Source organism: Streptomyces sp. NPDC002324 (assembly GCF_053593335.1).
Window position 1 is genome coordinate 45561 of sequence record NZ_JBSFCF010000025.1, and the last position, 18207, is coordinate 63767.

The window sequence follows — 18207 nt, forward strand, 5'->3', positions numbered from 1 at the left end:
CGGGCCCGGCCCTCGACGGGGCCCGAGCGGCACACACCTGACCGGGCCCGCGCAGCCCCCGTACCCTTGCCGCTGTGGAGGACGAGATCCTGGATGTCGATGTCGTCGGCGCGCAGTTGCGGCCGCAGTCGTTGGTGCTCTCCTTTTTCGGTAATCACGTGCTGGACCTGGGTGAAGGCGACCTCGGGGTGTACTCGGGGAGCATCATCGACGTGCTCGGGCGGGTCGGCACGGGGGAACAGGCCGTGCGGTCGACGCTGACGCGGATGGTGAACCGCGGGCTGCTGCGGCGCCAGCGCGAGGGCCGGCGGATGTTCTTCGGGCTCACCCCGCACGCCGGGGACATCCTGCGGGACGGCGGACAGCGTATCTGGCGCGACGGCGCGGTGAACGAGGACTGGGACGGCACCTGGACCCTCCTCGGCTTCTCCCTCCCCGAGTCCTGGCAGCGCCAGCGGCACGATCTGCGCTCCCGGCTCACCTGGTCCGGCTTCGGCGCCCTCTACAGCGGACTGTGGATCGCGCCGGGCCGGGTGGACGTGCGCGAGATCGTCTCCGGGCTGGGCCTGGACGCGCACGTGAAGGTGTTCCACGCGCAGGCCGACCCGTTCACCGACGAGGGGCTGATGATCCGCGAGAGCTGGGACCTGGAGACCCTGGCCGCGCGCTATGTCGCCTTCGACAAACGCTGGACCACCGCCGACCTCGCCGCCGCCGATCCGATCGCCACCCGGCTGCGGCTCGTCGCCGAATGGCTGCGCATCATCCGTACCGACCCGCGCCTGCCCGTGCGGCATCTGCCCGCCGAATGGCCCGCGCGACAGGCCCAGGACACGTTCCGGCGCATCGCCGCACAGACGGCGGGCCCGGCCGCACGGATGGCGGCGGACGTGCTGGAAACGACTCCGCTGCGCCCCGCTCCGATCGAAAGTCCGTAATAAAGACGGAGTCAGGAATTCCGCACTCGATGCCCCCGGTGCGAGAGTGGCCGAGATTGTTCTTGGGCTTTCCATTCTGATGGATATATTCTCGGTTCACTTTTTGTTGCCTCCCGCGTGTTTGACCGGCACTGCGGGGGCTGGGGCCGTGACCAGGGGGGATCTGGGGCCAGTGAGGATCTGTTGAGCCATCCGGCGCGTTTGACGGGGTTCGTGACGCGCGCCGCATAGGCTTTTCGCCGTCCGACGGGACTTCATCGCGTGATGCGCTTCCGGGCCGTGTGCCCGCGTGCGCGTCCTTTCGCGGATTTCCCGATCGGTCGATTTCCGCTGCGCCTATTCGTACATTCATTCACTGTTCAGTCGTTCATTTACTCGTTCCTTCATTTCGTCATTCGATCTCTCATTCATCGATCGCCGACCATGTGACAGCCGTGCCCGCGCGCACTTCCTGACCTGACCGCCAGGGGGCGCGGGCGCGATGCCGCCCGCGCCCGGGCGGTTTCCAGGGGGAAACACCTATGAAGATCGCTTTTCTGATCAACAACGCCTTCGGTATCGGCGGCACCATCCGCTCGACGACCAACCTGTCGGCCGCGTTCGCCGACCGCCACGACGTCGAGGTCGTCAGCGTCCACCGATCCCGCGCCGAACCGGCACTCCCGTTCGACCCGCGCGTCCGCCTGACCTCGCTGATCGACCTGCGGGAAGGAACCCCCGGCTTCGAGGGCGACCACCCGCTCACCGCCCGGCCCGGCACGATGTTCCCGTACAGCGGGGCCACCGGGAACCTGCCCTACACCGCACTGCAGGACGAACGCATCGGCGGCTTCCTCGCCCGCACCGACGCCGACGTGGTCATCGCCACCCGCCCGGACCTCAACGGCTACCTCGCCCGCGACGGCCGCCGCCGCCACCTCCGTGTCGGGCAGGAGCACCTGAGCCTCGACCAGTACCGCGATCCGCTGCGGACCGACCAGATGAAGGCCATCGGCGGGCTCGACGCCTACGTCACCGTCTCCGAGGCCGACGCCGCCCAGTACCGCGCCGCCCTGCCCCACGTCGACACCACCATCGTGTGCGTACCCAACGGCGTCCGGGCCTCCGCCGTCGCACGCTCCACCCTCGACTCCCAGGTCATCGTCGCCGCCGGCCGGCTCATCCCCATCAAGCGGTACGACCGGCTGGTGGACGCCTTCGCCAAGGTGGCCGCCGAACACCCCGGCTGGACCCTGCGGATCTACGGGCGCGGTCCGCAGAAGGAGAACCTGCGGGAGCAGATCGACCGGCTCGGGCTGCACGACCGTGCCTTCCTCATGGGCGCGGTCTCACCGATCGAGACCGAGTGGGCCAAGGGCGCCGTCGCCGCCGTCTCCTCCGACATGGAGTCCTTCGGCATGACCATCGTCGAGGCCATGCACTGCGGGGTGCCCGTCGTCGCCACCGACTGCCCGCACGGTCCCGGCGAGATCATCACCGACGGGCAGGACGGCCTCCTCGTCCCGCTCGACGGGGACGTCGACGCCTACGCCGACGCCCTGAAACGCGTCGTCACCGACGAGGCCCTGCGCGAACGGCTCGGCAAGAAGGCGCTCGACAAGGCCGACGTGTACGCGCCGGCCGCCATCGCCCGCCGCTACGAGAACCTCTTCGAGGAACTGGCCGGGTCCCGGCGCCGCCGCTGGGCCGGCGCGGCCCGGTGGGCGCAACGCGCCGCCCGGGCCGTCCGGCCGCGCCCCGCGCAGACCCACCCCGTCGCCGAGGCGGAGGGGAGCGCTCCCACGCCCGCCGCGCACGCCCGCGCAACCGCCGACGGCGGTTTCGTCGTCCGCCTCGACCCGGCCGAACTGCCCGCCGGGCCCCTCGACTTCGTCGCCCGGCTGCGCCGCGACCCCGGCAAGCGGCAGATCGGCGTGCCGGTCCTGCCGGTCCTGCCGAGCGCCGACGCACCGGACACCGCGGTGCAGGCGGTTCTCCGCCCCGCGGAGCACACCCTCGCCGAGGGCCGCTGGGACTGCTATGTCGTGCCGCGCGGCACGGACAAGCGGCTGCGGCTGACCGCGCGGATGGTCGAGCAGGCCGCGCTCGTCGGGCGTCCGCCCCGCGTCGACCGGCGGGGCGTGGGGGCGTGGATCCCGTACCCGACCGCCGACGGGTTCCTCGCGCTGCGGACGTGGCTGCGGCCGGCCCACGCGGAGATCGACACCGTCGAGGTGGGCGAGGAATCGGTGACGGTGGCCGCCACGCTGTACGGGGCCGCCGATCAGGTGCGGGTGCCGGAGGGGGCCGAGGTCCGCATCGTCTCCCGGACCGACCCCGCGTACGACTTCGCCGTGGCCGCGCGGGCCGTGGGGGAGCGGGGGGTGCGGTTCACCGTCCCGTACGGCGAGATCATGACCCGGCGCGCGGTCGAGCACGATCTGTGGGATCTGCGGGTGGAGGGTGTGCCGGTGGGGCGGATCGGCGGGGACGTGGTGGAGCGGCGGAAGACCGATCTGGCGCCCGGGCGGGTGTTCGAGCACGGTGAGCGGGGGCGGACTCGGGTGCGGCCGTACTTCACGGTGAACAACGAGCTGGCGCTCAGTGCGAAGGATGTGGGCGAGGACGACTGAGGCGCCCCTCCGTCGCGGGGGCTCGGGGGTCGGGGGTCGCTGTCGGCTGCGGGCGCGTGGGGGCCGGTCGCGCAGTTCCCCGCGCCCCTGAAAAGCAGGGGCTGCGCCCCGCGCTTTTCAACCCCCTGCGGGCCTGGCCTTTCAGGCCCGCAGGGGCCTGGTCCTTCAGGGGCGCGGGGGCCTGGTCGTTCAGGGGCGCGGGGAACTGCGCGAGAAGCCCCACCGGACGTGCGCCCGCCGGCGGACCCGGGCCCGTGGGTCTGTGGGCGATGGGCGCAGCCCGTGTTTTTCTCAGGCCCGTAGGGGCCTGGTCTGTTAGGGGCGCGGGGAACTGCGCGACCGGCCCCCACTCACCCGCACCCGAGAACGCACCCACCCCGCCCCGCTCAACTCTTGCGGTGTCCGATCAGCCGCGGCTTCTGGTTGAGGCCGTCCAGGCCGTGCCACGCGAGGTTCACCAGATGCGCGGCCACCTCCGCCTTCTTCGGGCGCCGGACGTCCAGCCACCACTGCCCCGTCAGGGCGACCATGCCGACCAGCGCCTGCGCGTACAGCGGCGCGAGTTTCGGGTCGAAGCCGCGGCTCTTGAACTCGCGGCCGAGAATGTCCTCCACCTGCGTGGCGATGTCGGAGATCAGGGACGCGAAGGAACCCGTGGACTGGGGGATGGGCGAGTCACGGACCAGGATGCGGAAACCGTCCGTGTACTCCTCGATGAAGTCCAGGAGCGCGAACGCGGCCTGCTCCAGCAGCTCCCGGGGGTGGCCCGCCGTCAGGGAACTGGTCACCATGTCCAGCAGACGGCTCATCTCACGGTCCACCACCACCGCGTACAGGCCCTCCTTGCCGCCGAAGTGCTCGTACACCACCGGCTTGGACACCCCGGCCTTCGCCGCGATCTCCTCCACCGACGTCGCCTCGAAGCCCTTCGCGGCGAACAGGGCCCGGCCGACCTCCAGCAACTGCGCCCGGCGCTCGGCGCCCGTCATCCGGGTGCGGCGCACGCGCCGCGGCTTCTCGTTGCTCGGGGTGCTGCTGGAGTCGGTCGCCACGGCGTCAATCATGCCGCCTCGGCGGACGCCTTCCGGTGCTCGGAGCCGTCCTCACCCGTCTTGCGCCTGGAATCGATACGCGAGCGTGACGGCCAGCGGACGTCGTACGCCCAGCCGAACACCTCGAACCAGCGGATCAGCCGCGCGGAGGAGTCCAGCTGCCCGCGCTCCACACCGTGCCGCGCGGAGGTGGGATCGGCGTGGTGGAGGTTGTGCCAGGACTCGCCGCAGGAGAGGACCGCCAGCCACCACACGTTGCCCGAGCGGTCGCGGGACTTGAAGGGGCGCTTGCCGACCGCGTGGCAGATCGAGTTGATCGACCAGGTCACGTGGTGCAGCAGCGCCACCCGGACGAGCGAGCCCCAGAAGAACGCCGTGAACGCGCCCCACCAGGACATCGTCACCAGACCGCCGATCAGGGGCGGCAGGGCGAGGGAGAGCATCGTCCAGTAGATGAACTGGCGGGAGATCGCGCGGAGCGCCGGGTCCTTGATCAGGTCGGGGGCGTACTTCTCCTGCGGCGTCTGCTCCTCGTCGAACATCCAGCCGATGTGGGCCCACCACAGGCCCTTCAGCAGCGCGGGCAGCGTCTCACCGAAGCGCCACGGCGAGTGGGGGTCGCCCTCGGCGTCGGAGAACTTGTGATGCTTGCGGTGATCGGCCACCCAGCGCACCAGCGGGCCCTCGACGGCCATCGAGCCGGCGATGGCCAGCGCGATCTTCAGCGGGCGTCTGGCCTTGAACGCACCGTGGGTGAAGTGCCGGTGGAAGCCGATCGTGATGCCGTGGCACCCCAGGTAGTAGAAGAACACCAGCAGGCCGAGGTCCAGCCAGCTCACGCCCCCGAAGTTCCAGGCCAGCGGCACCGCCGCGAGCACCGCGAGGAACGGGACGATGATGAAGAGGAGCAGCGTGATCTGCTCGATCGAACGCTTCTGTTCGCCGCCCAGCGTGGCCGACGGCGCGGGCGATCCGGCCGCCGGGGAACCTGGCGCACCGTCTGCGTTCGGGGCGTCGTCGATCACATCGGACCTTGTGCTCATGGGCGTCCCCTGGGGGGTCGAGGGTGGAGAGAGGGGGGAAGTACCTGCGGCAACAGCGTGCGAGGGCCACCTGACGGCTTTCCCTACGGTTCCGTAACCTACGGCATCGTAAGTATGGCAGCGCGGTGCCGGGCGGCAAGAGCCCACCTCTCTGCGCGTCCAGGTGTAACGGACGGACTCACTGGACAGGTGGCACTCAGTGCCGCAAAAGTGGCACCTGTCGCCGGGGGCGCCCAGGTGGACGCCTATCCTGGACTCGGTCGGACAGCGCGGTCCGCTCCGATTCCCGCCCGGACGCCAGGCCCGCAAACGCCGCCGGCCACCGGGCCCCCGCCCGGGTTCCCCTCCGGACGAGCTTCAACACTGCAAGGAGCCGCACCTGTGAGCAGTGCCGACGACCATGGCCACACCGTCACGACGGTCAACGCCGAGCTGCGCGCCGACATCCGGCGCCTGGGCGATCTGCTGGGCGAGACCCTCGTACGACAGGAGGGCCCCGAACTCCTGGAGCTGGTCGAGCGCGTCCGCCGCCTGACCCGCGAGGACGGCGAAGCCGCCGCCGACCTGCTGCGCGGCACCGAGCTGGAGACCGCCGCCAAGCTCGTCCGCGCCTTCTCCACCTACTTCCACCTGGCCAACGTCACCGAACAGGTGCACCGCGGCCGCGAACTCAGGGCACGCCGTGCCGCCGAGGGCGGACTGCTCGCCCGTACGGCCGATCGCCTGAAGGACGCCGACCCCGAACACCTGCGCGAGACGGTCGGGAACCTCAACGTCCGCCCCGTCTTCACCGCCCACCCCACCGAGGCCGCCCGCCGGTCCGTGCTCAACAAGCTCCGGCGCATCGCCGCGCTGCTCGAAACCCCCGTCATCGACTCCGACCGCCGCCGCCACGACACCCGACTGGCCGAGAACATCGACCTCGTCTGGCAGACGGACGAGCTGCGCGTCGTACGCCCCGAGCCCGCCGACGAGGCCCGCAACGCCATCTACTACCTGGACGAACTGCACGCCGGCGCCGTCGGCGACGTCCTGGAGGACCTCACGGCCGAGCTGGAGCGCGTCGGCGTGACCATCCCCGACGCCACCCGCCCCCTCACCTTCGGCACCTGGATCGGCGGCGACCGCGACGGCAACCCCAACGTCACCCCCCAGGTGACCTGGGACGTCCTCATCCTCCAGCACGAGCACGGCATCAACGACGCCCTCGAACTCATCGACGAACTGCGCGGCTTCCTCTCCAACTCCATCCGCTACACCGGCGCCACCGAGGAACTGCTGACGTCGCTGCGGGCCGACCTCGAAGCCCTCCCCGAGATCAGCCCCCGCTACAAGCGCCTCAACGCCGAGGAGCCCTACCGCCTCAAGGCCACCTGCATCCGGCAGAAGCTGGAGAACACCAAGCAGCGCCTCGCCAAGGGCATCCCGCACGAGGACGGCCGCGACTACCTCGGCACCGCCGAACTCCTGCGCGACCTCACCCTCATCCAGACCTCCCTGCGCGAACACCGCGGCGGCCTCTTCGCCGACGGCCGGATGAACCGCACCATCCGCACCCTGGCCGCCTTCGGCCTCCAGCTCGCCACCATGGACGTCCGCGAGCACGCCGACGCCCACCACCACGCCCTCGGCCAGCTCTTCGACCGGCTCGGCGAGGAGTCCTGGCGTTACGAGGACATGCCCCGCGAGTACCGCCACAAGCTCCTCGCCCGTGAACTCAGGTCGAGGCGGCCCCTGGCCCCCACCCCCGCACCGCTGGACGCCGCCGGCGTCAAGACCCTCGGCGTGTTCGAGACCGTCAAGAAGGCACTCGCCGTCTTCGGCCCCGAGGTCATCGAGTCGTACATCATCTCGATGTGCCAGGGCGCCGACGACGTCTTCGCCGCCACCGTCCTCGCCCGCGAGGCCGGCCTCATCGACCTCCACGCCGGCTGGGCCAGGATCGGCATCGTCCCGCTGCTGGAGACCACCGACGAACTCAAGGCCGCCGACACCATCCTCGAAGAGATGCTCGCCGATCCGTCGTACCGACGGCTCGTCGCCCTGCGCGGCGACGTCCAGGAGGTCATGCTCGGCTACTCCGACTCCTCCAAGTTCGGCGGCATCACGACGTCCCAGTGGGAGATCCACCGCGCCCAGCGCCGCCTGCGCGACGTCGCCCACCGCTACGGCGTACGCCTGCGCCTCTTCCACGGCCGCGGCGGCACCGTCGGCCGCGGCGGCGGCCCCTCGCACGACGCGATCCTCGCCCAGCCCTGGGGCACCCTGGAGGGCGAGATCAAGGTGACCGAACAGGGCGAGGTCATCTCCGACAAGTACCTCGTCCCCTCCCTGGCCCGCGAGAACCTGGAACTGACGGTCGCCGCCACCCTCCAGGCCTCCGCCCTGCACACCGCTCCCCGCCAGTCCGAGGACGCCCTGGCCCGCTGGGACGCGGCCATGGACCTGGTCAGCGACGCCGCCCACGCCGCCTACCGCAAGCTCGTCGAAGACCCCGACCTGCCGACGTACTTCCTCGCCTCCACGCCGGTCGACCAGCTCGCCGACCTGCACCTGGGCTCACGGCCCTCCCGCCGCCCCGGCTCGGGCGTCTCGCTCGACGGACTGCGCGCCATCCCCTGGGTCTTCGGCTGGACCCAGTCACGGCAGATCGTGCCCGGCTGGTTCGGCGTCGGCTCCGGCCTGAAGGCGCTGCGCGAAGCGGGCCTGGACACCGTGCTCGACGAGATGCACGAACAGTGGCACTTCTTCCGCAACTTCCTGTCCAACGTCGAGATGACGCTGGCCAAGACGGACCTGCGGATCGCCCAGCACTACGTCGACACCCTCGTCCCCGACCACCTCCAGCACGTCTTCGCCACCATCCGCACCGAACACGAACTGACCGTCCGCGAGGTGCTCCGCATCACCGGCGAGGACAAGCTGCTCGACGCCAACCCCGTCCTGCAGCAGACCTTCTCCATCCGTGACGCCTACCTCGACCCGATCTCCTACCTCCAGGTCGCCCTGCTGAAGCGCCAGCGGGACGCCGCCGCCGCGGGGGAGGAGGCCGATCCGCTGCTCGCGCGGGCGTTGCTGCTCACGGTCAACGGCGTCGCCGCGGGGTTGCGCAACACGGGCTGACGTCGACGGTTCGTTCGCGGCGGGCGGCCCGGTGGGGGCTCGTCGCGCAGTTCCCCGCGCCCCCAAAAGCGTCAGGCCCCTGCGGGTCTGAAAAGCGACGGCCCTCCGGGCCTGAAGAACACGGGGCGCAGCCCTGCTGTTCAGGGGCGCGGGGAACTGCGCGAGAAGCCCCACCGGGCCGTCAGCCGCACCTCCGCCGCAACCTGCGTCACAGCGCCACCCACGCCGCGGTGATCAGCGCGAGGCCCAGCCCGCCCAGCACCCACGCCGACCGCACCATCCGCAACCCGCCCGCCACGACCACCGCCGCGAGCAACAGGGCCCCGCCGAGCGGCGCCCAGGCATGCAACAGACCCGCCGGCCCCGTCCGTACGACATCGCTGCTGCCCGGCTTCACGACGACGGTGTACGTCTCACCCGTCACCACCGCCACCGACCGCTCGATGTCGACCCGGTCCCGCGCCCGCGACCCCGTCGACACCGGCTCGTACGGCCCCCAGCAGGTCTCACCGGCACACCGGGACACCGTCATCGTGCCCTGCTCGCGCCCCTTGCTCAGCATCACGTGCTGAGCGCAGCCCCAGGACCCCCACACCCCCGCGATCAGGAGCACCACCGCGATCGCGCCCATCGTCGCCAGCCGCCCGTACCGCAGCGCGACCGACGCACCACCGCCGCCCGGGCGCGGTCGGCGCCGCGAGCGGTGAGCGGGTGCTTTGGTGGCAGGCATGGCGGGGATCATTGGCCATGCCCCTGCGGTCGGTCAACCCTCGCAGGTCGGCGCCAGGCCGCGAGGAGCTGTCCGTCAGCAGAGGGGACTCGCTCACTGCTTAGTCCGCGTTGGTGAGGCCCAGCAGTTTGTCGATCCAACCATTGAAATGAGGACATGCCTGGCGTAAGCCTTCCAGACCGAGGTACGCCACGGCTTCGGGCCCGTCCTGGGTCTTGTTGTACTCGGGATGGAGCCGGAGCAGACGTTTCGAAGGCGCCGTGTCTGGACTGTCGTTGACGCCCTCCGGCCCGCCCTTCGAATCGGCCAGACGTTTCAGTTCGCCGGCCAAGCCCTTCTCCTCAAGCAGGTCACCCAATTGCTCGGCCGCCGCGAAGACCCATGTCTCGGTCTCGTGCAGGACGAGGTAGGGAAGGAAGCGCGGGTGGTCGAGGCATTCGGCCATGCGCTGCTCGACGTGCTCCACGCGCTGTCGGGGCGGCAGGTTCATCGGGCGGTTCGCCATGCCGGGGGCACCCTGAGGAAGCCCGTAGTAGTCGAGAAGGGTGGTCACGGCAGCCCAGTGCGGCGTACTGGCCAGGAGGTTCTGGAGATCCTTCTCGATCTTCGACCACTTGCTGACACCACCCCGACCGGATGGGCCACCGGCCGAGGTCTTGGTCTGAAGGATGGTGGGAACCAGACTGATGCCGTAGGCGCGCAGCTCAGGATCGAGAAACTCCCTGACCATGTTCTCCTCGGTCTGCCCCTCGCACAGCACCCCCACGATGATCATCCCAGGCGGTCCTGCAGCGGATGCTCGGGCGTCGGTCGCCCTCCCAGCACGTTCTTCTCCCAGAGCTCGCCCAGTGAGTAGTCCTCAAGCCAACCGCGGAGCGCCTCGGGGTCCGGGCGCTTGAGTACGGTCGAGCCGTCCTCCCGCTCCACCACCACGATCTCATCGAGCGAGAACTGGTTGAGAAGCGTCACGGACTGGGTCGCGATGACGACCTGACTCCGTACCGCGACCGAGCGCAGCATGTCCGCCAACTGGACGATCGCGTAGGGATGGAGACCGAGTTCTGGCTCGTCCAGAGTGAGCAGAGCCGGAGGATCCGGCTGGAGCAGCAGCACGCACAGGCAGATGTACCGCAGAGTGCCGTCGGAGAGCGCCTCCGCGGGGAAGACCGCGTCCACGCCCTCCTGCGTCCACCGGAGCCTGACCTTGCCGCCCGGCTCCTCGGCCAGCAGGAAGTCACGGAAGAAAGGGGCGACAGACTTCACGGCCCGCACGATGCGGCGGTAGGAGTTGGATCTGCTGTCTCGCAGCCGGAGCAGGAAGGCCGCGAGGTTCCCCGCGTCCGGCCGCAGTGCCTCGTTGTCCGCGGCATACCCCAGTTGCTTGACGGGTGCCTCTCTGCTGGTGTCCTGGAAGTGGAAGACGCGGCAGCCCGCGAGGATCCCCCGCACGGGCCCTGCCAGGCGCGATAGCTGCTCCTCCTCCTTCTCACGCAGGAGTGACTCGCGGTGTCCACGCCCGAAGTTCTCCTCCAGCGGGCGGCCGTTGCCCCACTCGTGGAAGTGCCCCTTTTCCTCGGCGAAGACGAAGGTGTCGCTGGACGCCGGAAGGAGATGGGCCTCGTAGCGGTAGGGGGCCGCGCTGACTCGTAGCCGGACACCCTTCTCGGCCCTGGGCCCGGCGTACTGGAGGGCCTGGGCGCCCCCGCGCAGTCCCACCTCCAGCGCCAGATCACCGTCCGCCATCCGCCCCAGCAGTTCCAGTGCCCCGACGACATTGCTCTTGCCCGCCCCATTGGCGCCGACCAGGACGGTCACGCCGTCACCCAACGCCAGAGTGCCGGAGCGGATGGAGGCATAACCTTCGACGGTCACCTCGGAGACCTTGTACGGCGGCATGGCGCCAACCCTAGGCCAGCGACCGCACGACGGGGCTGCGCAGGGCCAACAGATCAGTTGCTGGGAAGCGGCCAGGCTGAGGGGGCACAGGCCGGGCAGGTGCTGTCCTACCCGGCCGATACGCTGGGACGACGGCTGAAACGCAGCCACGACGCCGAGTCGAGATGCCGAGACATCGAGACAGAGGCGAGATGCAGACAGCCGAGATACGTAAAGACGAGATGCAGAAAGGGGCGATCGCGGTCATGCGAGACAGCCGGTGGACCACGATCACCGAGTCACAGTTCCAGCACGAGCGCAGCGGACTGCTGTATCTCAAGGAGCTGCTGCCCGACAGCGAGCCCTTCCGCGCCTGGTCGAACTTCACCTTCACCGCGCACAGCGGCCATGTCCGCGAGGTCGACCTCCTGGTGGCCGCGCCCGCCGGTCTCTTCCTCGTCGAGCTGAAGAACTGGCAGGGCACGCTCACCTCCTCAGGCGCGAGCTGGGTGCAGACGCTGCCCGGTGATCGGACGCGCGTGCACCGCAACCCCCGGCACCTCGCCAACCAGAAAGCGAAGGAGCTCAAGGGGCTCCTGAAGGACGCCATGGAGAAGGCGGGGATCCGCCGCCCCGCGCCCTATGTCCAGGAACTCGTCTTCTTCACCAACCCCGCCCTGCGTATCCGCCTCGCGCAGAACGACCTCGCGGCCGTCGTCGGAAAGGCCGGCCACAGTGGGCTGCCCGATGTGCTGGGCGAGATCCAGCGCCCGGTCCGTGACTTCCACTCCGGCATCGACCCCCAGCTCTCCAAAAACCTGGGCAAACTGCTGAAGAGTGTCGGAATCGGCAGATCCGACGCCGAGTTCCATGTCGGCACGTACCGCCTGGACCGCGCCCCCTTCGACACCGGCCCCAACTGGGCGGACTACCTCGGTCACCACGACTCGATGCGCAAGACCCGACGGGTACGCATCTATCTGCGGGAACGCGGAGCGGACCGTCAGACCCGGGAGTCCATCAGTCACACCGCCGAGCGCGAGGCGCTGGCCCTGGAGGGCCTGGAACACCCGGGCCTGGTCGCCTTGGAGAACTTCGACGAGAACGGCCACAGCGCCGGCCCCGCCTTGCTGTACGAGTACGACCCACGCACACTCCGCCTCGACGACTACCTCCTCCAATACGGCGACAGGCTCGACGCCCAGGCACGCGCCTGGCTGCTGAGGCAGCTCGCCGAAACGGTCCAGTACGCCCACCGCCATCGTCTCTACCACCGGGCTCTGCACGCCCGCGCCGTCCACGTGCTGCCGGGTCCGCGCGTGCGCGGCGGCGGCGAGGACGACCGGTGGCTGCGCCCGGTCCTGCAGATCGCAGAGTGGCAGACAGCGGTGCGCCGCTCCCAGACAAGGGGAGCGGCGGGCGGCTCGGGCGGCACGCTGACCAGCGGGCAGGAGATCGTCCCGTCCAACAATCTCGCGGCGTACGTCGCCGAGGTCGCCGACCCGTACCTCGCGCCCGAGGTCACCGCAAAGTCCCCGGACCCGACCGCCCTCGACGTCTTCGGTCTCGGTGTCCTCGGCTACCTGATCTTCACGGGCAAGCCACCGGCGCACAGCCAGGCGGAGCTCGGCGCCCGCCTCGACCAGGGCGGCGGACTCGTCCCCTCGGCCGTCACCGACGGCCTGACCAAGGACGTCGACCAGATCATCCAGGACGCCACGGCCTACCGGCCCGAAGCCCGTACACGTACGGCGGCCGAGTTCCTGGAGTGGCTCGACGTGGTGGAGCGAGGACTGCGGCCCCAGCCGGAACCCGACCTCCAGCCCGAGGCACATGTCGAGGAGGGCGACCCGCTGGACGCCGCTCCGGACGACGTCGTCGGCGGCCGCTACCTCGTCAGGCGCAGCCTGGGCCAGGGCTCCACCGCGCGCGCTCTGCTCGCCGAGGACCAGAAGCGCGACAACGCGCAGGTGGTTCTCAAGATCGCCCGCGCGGACAAGTACGCCGCGGCCCTGCGCCGCGAGGCCGACGTACTGTCCAAGCTGCGCAACGACTCCAAAGTCATCCACCTGGCCGTGCCCGAGCCCGTCCGTATCGGTCCACGCACGGTGCTCGTCCTCGACCACGCGGGCGACCGCACGGTCGCACGCCAGCTCCGCGAGGGCGGCCCCCTCCTCACCGACCAGCTGGAGACCTACGCCACCTACCTCTTCGCCGCGGTCGACTTCCTCGACGGCGAAGGCGTCTGGCACCGCGACCTCAAGCCGGACAACATCGCCATCCGGGTCCGGCCCAACGGCACCCGCCAGCTCGTCCTCTTCGACTTCTCCCTGGCCGGACTCGACGTCGACCTGGTCAAGGCCGGCACGGAGGGCTACCTCGACCCCTTCGTCGAGACCATCACCCGGGGGCGCTACGACGCGCAGGCCGAGTGGTACGCACTGGCCGCCACCCTGCACGAGATGGCCTCGGGCGAACTGCCGCAGTGGGGCGACGGCTCCGTCCTCGCCCGCCAGACGGACCCCAAGGAATGGCCCTACCCCAAGATCGCCGCCGAGGCATTCGACTCGGCACTGCGCGACGGCCTCGTCGACTTCTTCCAGCGAGCCCTCCACCGCGACCACCGCAAGCGGTTCGCCGACCTGAAGGAGATGCAGCGGGCCTGGCAGCGCGTCTTCGCCCTGGCCGATCAGCCTGTCCAGGCACGCTCCACCGGCCACCCCGAGGACGAGGGAACCCCGGCCACCGCTCTGCCCCCGGGCGAGTTGCCCCCCGTCGACCCCGTGGCCGACGAGGCGCGCCGCAACGACGACGCGGCGAAGGCCACCCGCGACACGCTCCTCCTCTTCGCCGGTCTGTCCGTGCGGGCCGTCTCGTTCCTCAACGGCCTCCAGCTCAACACGGTCGGCGACCTGCTCGACTACTCCACGCGTCGTCTGGTCAACCGCCCCGGCCTCGGCGCCCGCACCCGCGACGAGATCAACCGCCGCATCAAGCAGTGGCGACTCGCCCTGGACGTGCGCCAGCCCTCACCGCTCTCGCCCACCGAGCGCGGCGACTCCGCGGCCGAGATCGCCGAGGCCAAGGCCGAGCAGACCGAGACCGGCAACGACCGCCCGCTGCGCCGGATCTCCCTGGACGCCCTCGTCTCCCTCCTAGTGCCGAAGCCGTCCCCCCGAGGGCGCAACGCCACCGAGGTCGAGACGGTCCGCCTGCTGCTCGGCCTGCCGGACGAGTCCGGCAACCTGCCCCCCGAGCTGCCGAGCTGGCCGCTGAACAAGTCCGTCGCACCCCTCACCAGCGAGCAGGTCACCGAAGGGCGCATCGCCCAGATCGTCGGTGCCCAACGCAAGAAGTGGGCGGGCGAGGAGGCACTGCGCGCGCTGCGCGACGAGGTCGTCGACATACTGACGGCCATGGGCCGGGTGGCCTCCGCCACCGAACTCGCCGAGGCCCTCGTCGCCCGCCGAGGCACCGTGCAGGCCGACCCACCGCTGCGCCGCGCCCTCGGCATGGCCGCCGTACGAGCGGCGTACGAGGTGGACTGGGCGCAGACGCCACGCCGTATCCGGGGCCGCCGCCACGGAGACACCGGCGACAACCGCATGCTGCTCGCCCTGGAGGTCGACGAGGACACCGACGCCCCCGACACCCCGTCCGCGCCCGCCCTCCTCGACTACGCGGACCGTCTCGGCAAGGCCGCCGACGCTCTGGCCGGCCGGGACACCCTCGCAGGCCCCGGCACCGTCCTCGAACAGATCGTCGCCGCGGACGCCGCCTTCCACGCCCGCCAGCCCGAGGCACGCGTGTCCATGGACGAGGCCCGCATGGTCACCCTGGCCGCAGCGGCCGCCCAGGACGCCGCCGCCAACGCCCGCCTGGAGATCTACTCCCGCTCACTCCAGCCCGTACGAGCGCTGCGGCTGACCCAGGCCGGACTGATCCTGCCGATCGTCGGACAGCCCGACAAGGATCAGGAAGGGCTGACGGTCGAGCAGATCCGCGACCGGGTCCACGCCCGCTTCCCCGACCTGTCCACCCGCATCCCCGAGGATCACACCTCGCTCAGCAGGCTGCTGCGACAGGCGGGCTTCGAGCTCAGATGGCACAAGAGCAAGAAGTATCCGCGTGGCCGCTTCATCCCCAAGCGGGACGCGGGCGGCGCCGACCCCACCTCGGCCGTCACCCAGCGCCACGCCAGCCTCACCAGGGTCTCCCGCGTCGACCACTGGACCGCCGAGACCGCCGAGCAGCGGGGCCGCCTTCGTGCCCGCGCCCAGCTCAAGGAAGCCGCCGGGCAGCCGGGGTTCCGGCTCCTCACCGTCCGCCACGACGACCAGGGCCGCGCGCTACGGACCCTGACCGAATCGCGCTACGAATGGCAGGCGGAGCCCGTCGACGTCAGTGCCCTGTTCCTCACCTCCCTCCGCCGTCTGGTCGAGGCCCGGCCCCGGCCCACCTGGGAAACCATCCTGGAGGCGGACAACGCGGAGCCCGGCTCCCGGGACGCGCTGAAGTTCGGGGAGTACACGGCTGCTGCCTGGGGGGACGTAGAGAAGAGGATCAGAGGGGTGCTGGAGGGGCAGGATCGAGCGGACGGGGGCGGCCCCGCCGGTTCGGCTGGTGCGGCTGGTGCTGCGTACGGTCCGACCGGGGGCGCCGAGCCCGCCGTACCGTCTGCCCGGCAGCGCCCCGTACTCCTGCACGACGCGTTCGTCATGGCCCGGTACGGAGGCGTGGGTGTCCTCCAGCGCCTGGCCGAGGCCGCCCGCCGCGGTGGTCCCCACGGGCGCGGCCTCTGGCTCCTCAGCCCACTCCGGGACGAGACCGCGGCACCGCGCCTCGACGGGGTCACGGTGCCGTTGCAGGACCGGGAGGAGTGGATCCCGCTCAACCACGCCTGGGTCATCAACGACCCCGGGAAGCCACGGGCGGCGTAGGCCGGGTCTTACTCTTGTTGCTCGTACGGTGCCCCGGTGCGGCTCAGCCGGGGCCTGCGAGGCCGCCGGGAGCCCGTCGGCTCCGGGCATTGGCCGCGGCGACCCCCGCGCGCAGCCGCTCCTCGGCGGAGGCGGGCCGCACCCGCGCCGGATCCGCGTTCCACTCCTGCCCGCCGCCGAGGGGACGCAACTGGACGTAAGGGCCTTCGCAGCTCATGACCTCGCCGACCCGGGCGGTGCGCTCGTCGACGACGACGGTGCGGGGCGCGATGGTGAGGGCGGGGACGAGATCCGGGGTGGAGTGGGCCCGAGTCGCGCTCGGAGTGCCGTTCATGGTGCTGGTCGGGCCGCCGGGAAGCGGCCCGGTCACTCCTCCTCCGCGCCGCGCAGCACGGCCAGCAGTCGGCGGGCCGTGTCCAGGTTCACCCTGCCCAGCTCGATGAGCGGGCGGGCCGCGGTGGTCACGGCGCAGGAGGCCAGGTCCAGGGTGAGCGACGGGAAGGTGATCCCGTGGTGGCGCAGTGCCTCGGCCAGTTCGTGGGTGAGGGCGAGCGTGGTGGTGAGGGGGTCGGTGGGGGAGGTTGTGCGGCGAGTGTCACGGTTCATGCTCACAGCGTGACGGTGCGGCGCTACGCTCAGTAGAGGGTGCACGCAAACAACGGGATTGCGGGCGGGAACGACCCCGACCGGCTCTGCTCAAGGGCCGGATCGGGTGACGGAGTTTCCCAAGGCACGACGCGTACGGACAGCATGAGGGGGCGTGACCGCCGTGACCACGCAGGACCACAGGAACAGGCAGCAGAGCCGGTTCGAGGGCGAAGGCCCCGACCCGTACGCATCACCAAGGGCCTTCTACGGCTACGAACTCCGCTGCGAGCGGGAAGCGGCCGGCTACTCCCAGGAGCAGCTGGGCGAGAAGGTCTTCTGCTCCGGCACGTATGTCGGCCAGTTCGAGTCCGCGACGCGTCGGCCACAGCCGGACATGTCCCGCCTCTTCGACGAGGTCTTCGGCACAGGTCAGCACTTCCAACGGCTCTGCACCCTGGCCCGCAAGTCCAAGCACGCGGACTACTTCGCGGACGCGGCGGAGCTGGAGCAACTGGCGAAGACGATCAGCGAGTACGCGCCGATGCTGGTACCGGGGTTGTTGCAGACGGAGGGGTATGCGCGGGCGTTGACGCGAGCGACCCTCCCCTACGCCTCGGACGAGGAAGTTGAGGGCTACGTCCGGGCCCGGATGGAGCGGCAGAAGATCCTTGATGACCCAACAGGGCCAAAGCTCTGGGAGATTGTCCACGAGGCTGCGCTGCGGGTGCCGGTTGGGGGCCCTGACGTGATGCGGGAGCAGCTTGCCAGGATCGCGCAGATTGCGCAGACGCGGCGAGTGGTTGTGCAGGTGCATCCGTTTGCTGCGGGGCCGCACACCTTCATGATGGGAGTGGTTTCCATCATGCACTTTGACGACGCACCACCCGCCGCCTACGTAGAAGGACCGCATAGCGGCCAACTCATCGATGAACCGGCATTGGTGGACCGCTACCACGCGTCATACGATCTGGCCAGGGCCGCCGCACTGCCGCCGGAGGCGTCCCTCGCCTTGATCGAGTCGGTGGCGGAGGACTTCGTGAAGCTATGAGCAGCGCACTGGATCTGAGCAATGCGGTGTGGCGCAAGTCGTCATACACCAACGGCGAGGGAGGGAACTGCGTCGAGATCGCCGAGGGCTTCCCCGGCGTCATGCCTGTGCGCGACAGCAAGCGCCCCGAAGGTCCGGCGATCGTCTTCGCCGTCGGAGGATGGTCGTCCTTCGTGTCGGCAGTCAAAGACGGTTCGATCATCGTGTCCTGAGCCGGACCCTTCGATCACGCTCCGCAGTAGCCCCGTCACTTTTCTG

Annotated in this window: 13 protein-coding genes; 6 read left to right on the plus strand and 7 right to left on the minus strand. The window is 70.5% G+C overall.

From position 1 onward, the window contains the following. Positions 1 to 74: 74 nt before the first annotated feature. Positions 75 to 938: a PaaX family transcriptional regulator gene (locus tag ACWCRJ_RS28425; RefSeq protein ID WP_450941982.1), complete on the plus strand. Its 864-nt coding sequence runs from the start codon at positions 75 to 77 to the stop codon at positions 936 to 938. A gap of 521 nt (positions 939 to 1459) precedes the next feature. Continuing rightward, the gene (locus tag ACWCRJ_RS28430) at positions 1460 to 3550 is read left to right on the plus strand and encodes a glycosyltransferase family 4 protein (protein ID WP_450941983.1); all 2091 of its coding nucleotides are present in this window, start codon (positions 1460 to 1462) and stop codon (positions 3548 to 3550) included. A gap of 386 nt (positions 3551 to 3936) precedes the next feature. On the opposite strand, the gene ACWCRJ_RS28435 is transcribed toward ACWCRJ_RS28430, so the two are convergent. After that, on the minus strand, positions 3937 to 4614 hold the full coding sequence (locus ACWCRJ_RS28435) for a TetR/AcrR family transcriptional regulator (protein WP_037724988.1): 678 nt from the start codon (positions 4612 to 4614) through the stop codon (positions 3937 to 3939). Beyond that, positions 4611 to 5645, minus strand: a complete 1035-nt coding sequence (locus ACWCRJ_RS28440) for an acyl-CoA desaturase (protein ID WP_450941984.1) — start codon at positions 5643 to 5645, stop codon at positions 4611 to 4613. Before ACWCRJ_RS28440 ends, ACWCRJ_RS28435 begins: the two co-directional genes overlap by 4 nt. A 381-nt stretch (positions 5646 to 6026) precedes the next feature. On the opposite strand from ACWCRJ_RS28440, the gene ppc reads away from it, so the two are divergent. Beyond that, the gene (gene ppc / locus ACWCRJ_RS28445; RefSeq protein WP_450941985.1) at positions 6027 to 8768 is read left to right on the plus strand and encodes a phosphoenolpyruvate carboxylase; all 2742 of its coding nucleotides are present in this window, start codon (positions 6027 to 6029) and stop codon (positions 8766 to 8768) included. A 208-nt stretch (positions 8769 to 8976) separates the two neighbouring features. Here ppc and ACWCRJ_RS28450 read toward each other — a convergent pair whose 3' ends face one another. From ACWCRJ_RS28450 to ACWCRJ_RS28460, 3 genes are all read right to left on the minus strand, one after another. Next, complete coding sequence (locus ACWCRJ_RS28450; RefSeq protein WP_450941986.1) at positions 8977 to 9498, minus strand: hypothetical protein; 522 nt, start codon at positions 9496 to 9498, stop codon at positions 8977 to 8979. A 100-nt stretch (positions 9499 to 9598) separates the two neighbouring features. Beyond that, on the minus strand, positions 9599 to 10273 hold the full coding sequence (locus tag ACWCRJ_RS28455; RefSeq protein ID WP_450941987.1) for a DUF4276 family protein: 675 nt from the start codon (positions 10271 to 10273) through the stop codon (positions 9599 to 9601). Beyond that, positions 10270 to 11394 (minus strand): AAA family ATPase, encoded by a 1125-nt coding sequence (locus tag ACWCRJ_RS28460; RefSeq protein WP_450941988.1) that lies wholly within the window; start codon positions 11392 to 11394, stop codon positions 10270 to 10272. Before ACWCRJ_RS28460 ends, ACWCRJ_RS28455 begins: the two co-directional genes overlap by 4 nt. Before the next feature lie 245 nt (positions 11395 to 11639). On the opposite strand from ACWCRJ_RS28460, the gene pglW reads away from it, so the two are divergent. Next, positions 11640 to 16313, plus strand: coding sequence for a BREX system serine/threonine kinase PglW (gene pglW, locus ACWCRJ_RS28465; RefSeq protein WP_450941989.1), 4674 nt, complete (start codon positions 11640 to 11642; stop codon positions 16311 to 16313). Between the two features lie 43 nt (positions 16314 to 16356). Here pglW and ACWCRJ_RS28470 read toward each other — a convergent pair whose 3' ends face one another. Beyond that, positions 16357 to 16683: a hypothetical protein gene (locus ACWCRJ_RS28470; protein ID WP_450941990.1), complete on the minus strand. Its 327-nt coding sequence runs from the start codon at positions 16681 to 16683 to the stop codon at positions 16357 to 16359. Beyond that, positions 16680 to 16919, minus strand: a complete 240-nt coding sequence (locus ACWCRJ_RS28475) for a hypothetical protein (RefSeq protein WP_450941991.1) — start codon at positions 16917 to 16919, stop codon at positions 16680 to 16682. Before ACWCRJ_RS28475 ends, ACWCRJ_RS28470 begins: the two co-directional genes overlap by 4 nt. A 154-nt stretch (positions 16920 to 17073) precedes the next feature. Here ACWCRJ_RS28475 and ACWCRJ_RS28480 point away from each other — a divergent pair, with 154 nt between their 5' ends. After that, entirely contained in the window at positions 17074 to 17949 is an 876-nt protein-coding gene (locus ACWCRJ_RS28480; protein ID WP_450941992.1) for a helix-turn-helix domain-containing protein, read from the plus strand. Then, positions 17946 to 18161: a DUF397 domain-containing protein gene (locus ACWCRJ_RS28485; protein WP_450941993.1), complete on the plus strand. Its 216-nt coding sequence runs from the start codon at positions 17946 to 17948 to the stop codon at positions 18159 to 18161. Before ACWCRJ_RS28480 ends, ACWCRJ_RS28485 begins: the two co-directional genes overlap by 4 nt. Positions 18162 to 18207: the final 46 nt, after the last annotated feature.

Bases quoted from the DNA above. Each gene is read 5' to 3' on its own strand.
- ACWCRJ_RS28435 (WP_037724988.1), bottom strand. From the start codon at position 4,614: ATGATTGACGCCGTGGCGACCGACTCCAGCAGCACCCCGAGCAACGAG.
- ACWCRJ_RS28440 (WP_450941984.1), bottom strand. From the start codon at position 5,645: ATGAGCACAAGGTCCGATGTGATCGACGACGCCCCGAACGCAGACGGT.
- ACWCRJ_RS28475 (WP_450941991.1), bottom strand. From the start codon at position 16,919: ATGAACCGTGACACTCGCCGCACAACCTCCCCCACCGACCCCCTCACC.
- pglW (WP_450941989.1), top strand. From the start codon at position 11,640: ATGCGAGACAGCCGGTGGACCACGATCACCGAGTCACAGTTCCAGCAC.
- ACWCRJ_RS28455 (WP_450941987.1), bottom strand. From the start codon at position 10,273: ATGATCATCGTGGGGGTGCTGTGCGAGGGGCAGACCGAGGAGAACATG.
- ACWCRJ_RS28460 (WP_450941988.1), bottom strand. From the start codon at position 11,394: ATGCCGCCGTACAAGGTCTCCGAGGTGACCGTCGAAGGTTATGCCTCC.
- ACWCRJ_RS28485 (WP_450941993.1), top strand. From the start codon at position 17,946: ATGAGCAGCGCACTGGATCTGAGCAATGCGGTGTGGCGCAAGTCGTCA.
- ACWCRJ_RS28430 (WP_450941983.1), top strand. From the start codon at position 1,460: ATGAAGATCGCTTTTCTGATCAACAACGCCTTCGGTATCGGCGGCACC.
- ACWCRJ_RS28450 (WP_450941986.1), bottom strand. From the start codon at position 9,498: ATGCCTGCCACCAAAGCACCCGCTCACCGCTCGCGGCGCCGACCGCGC.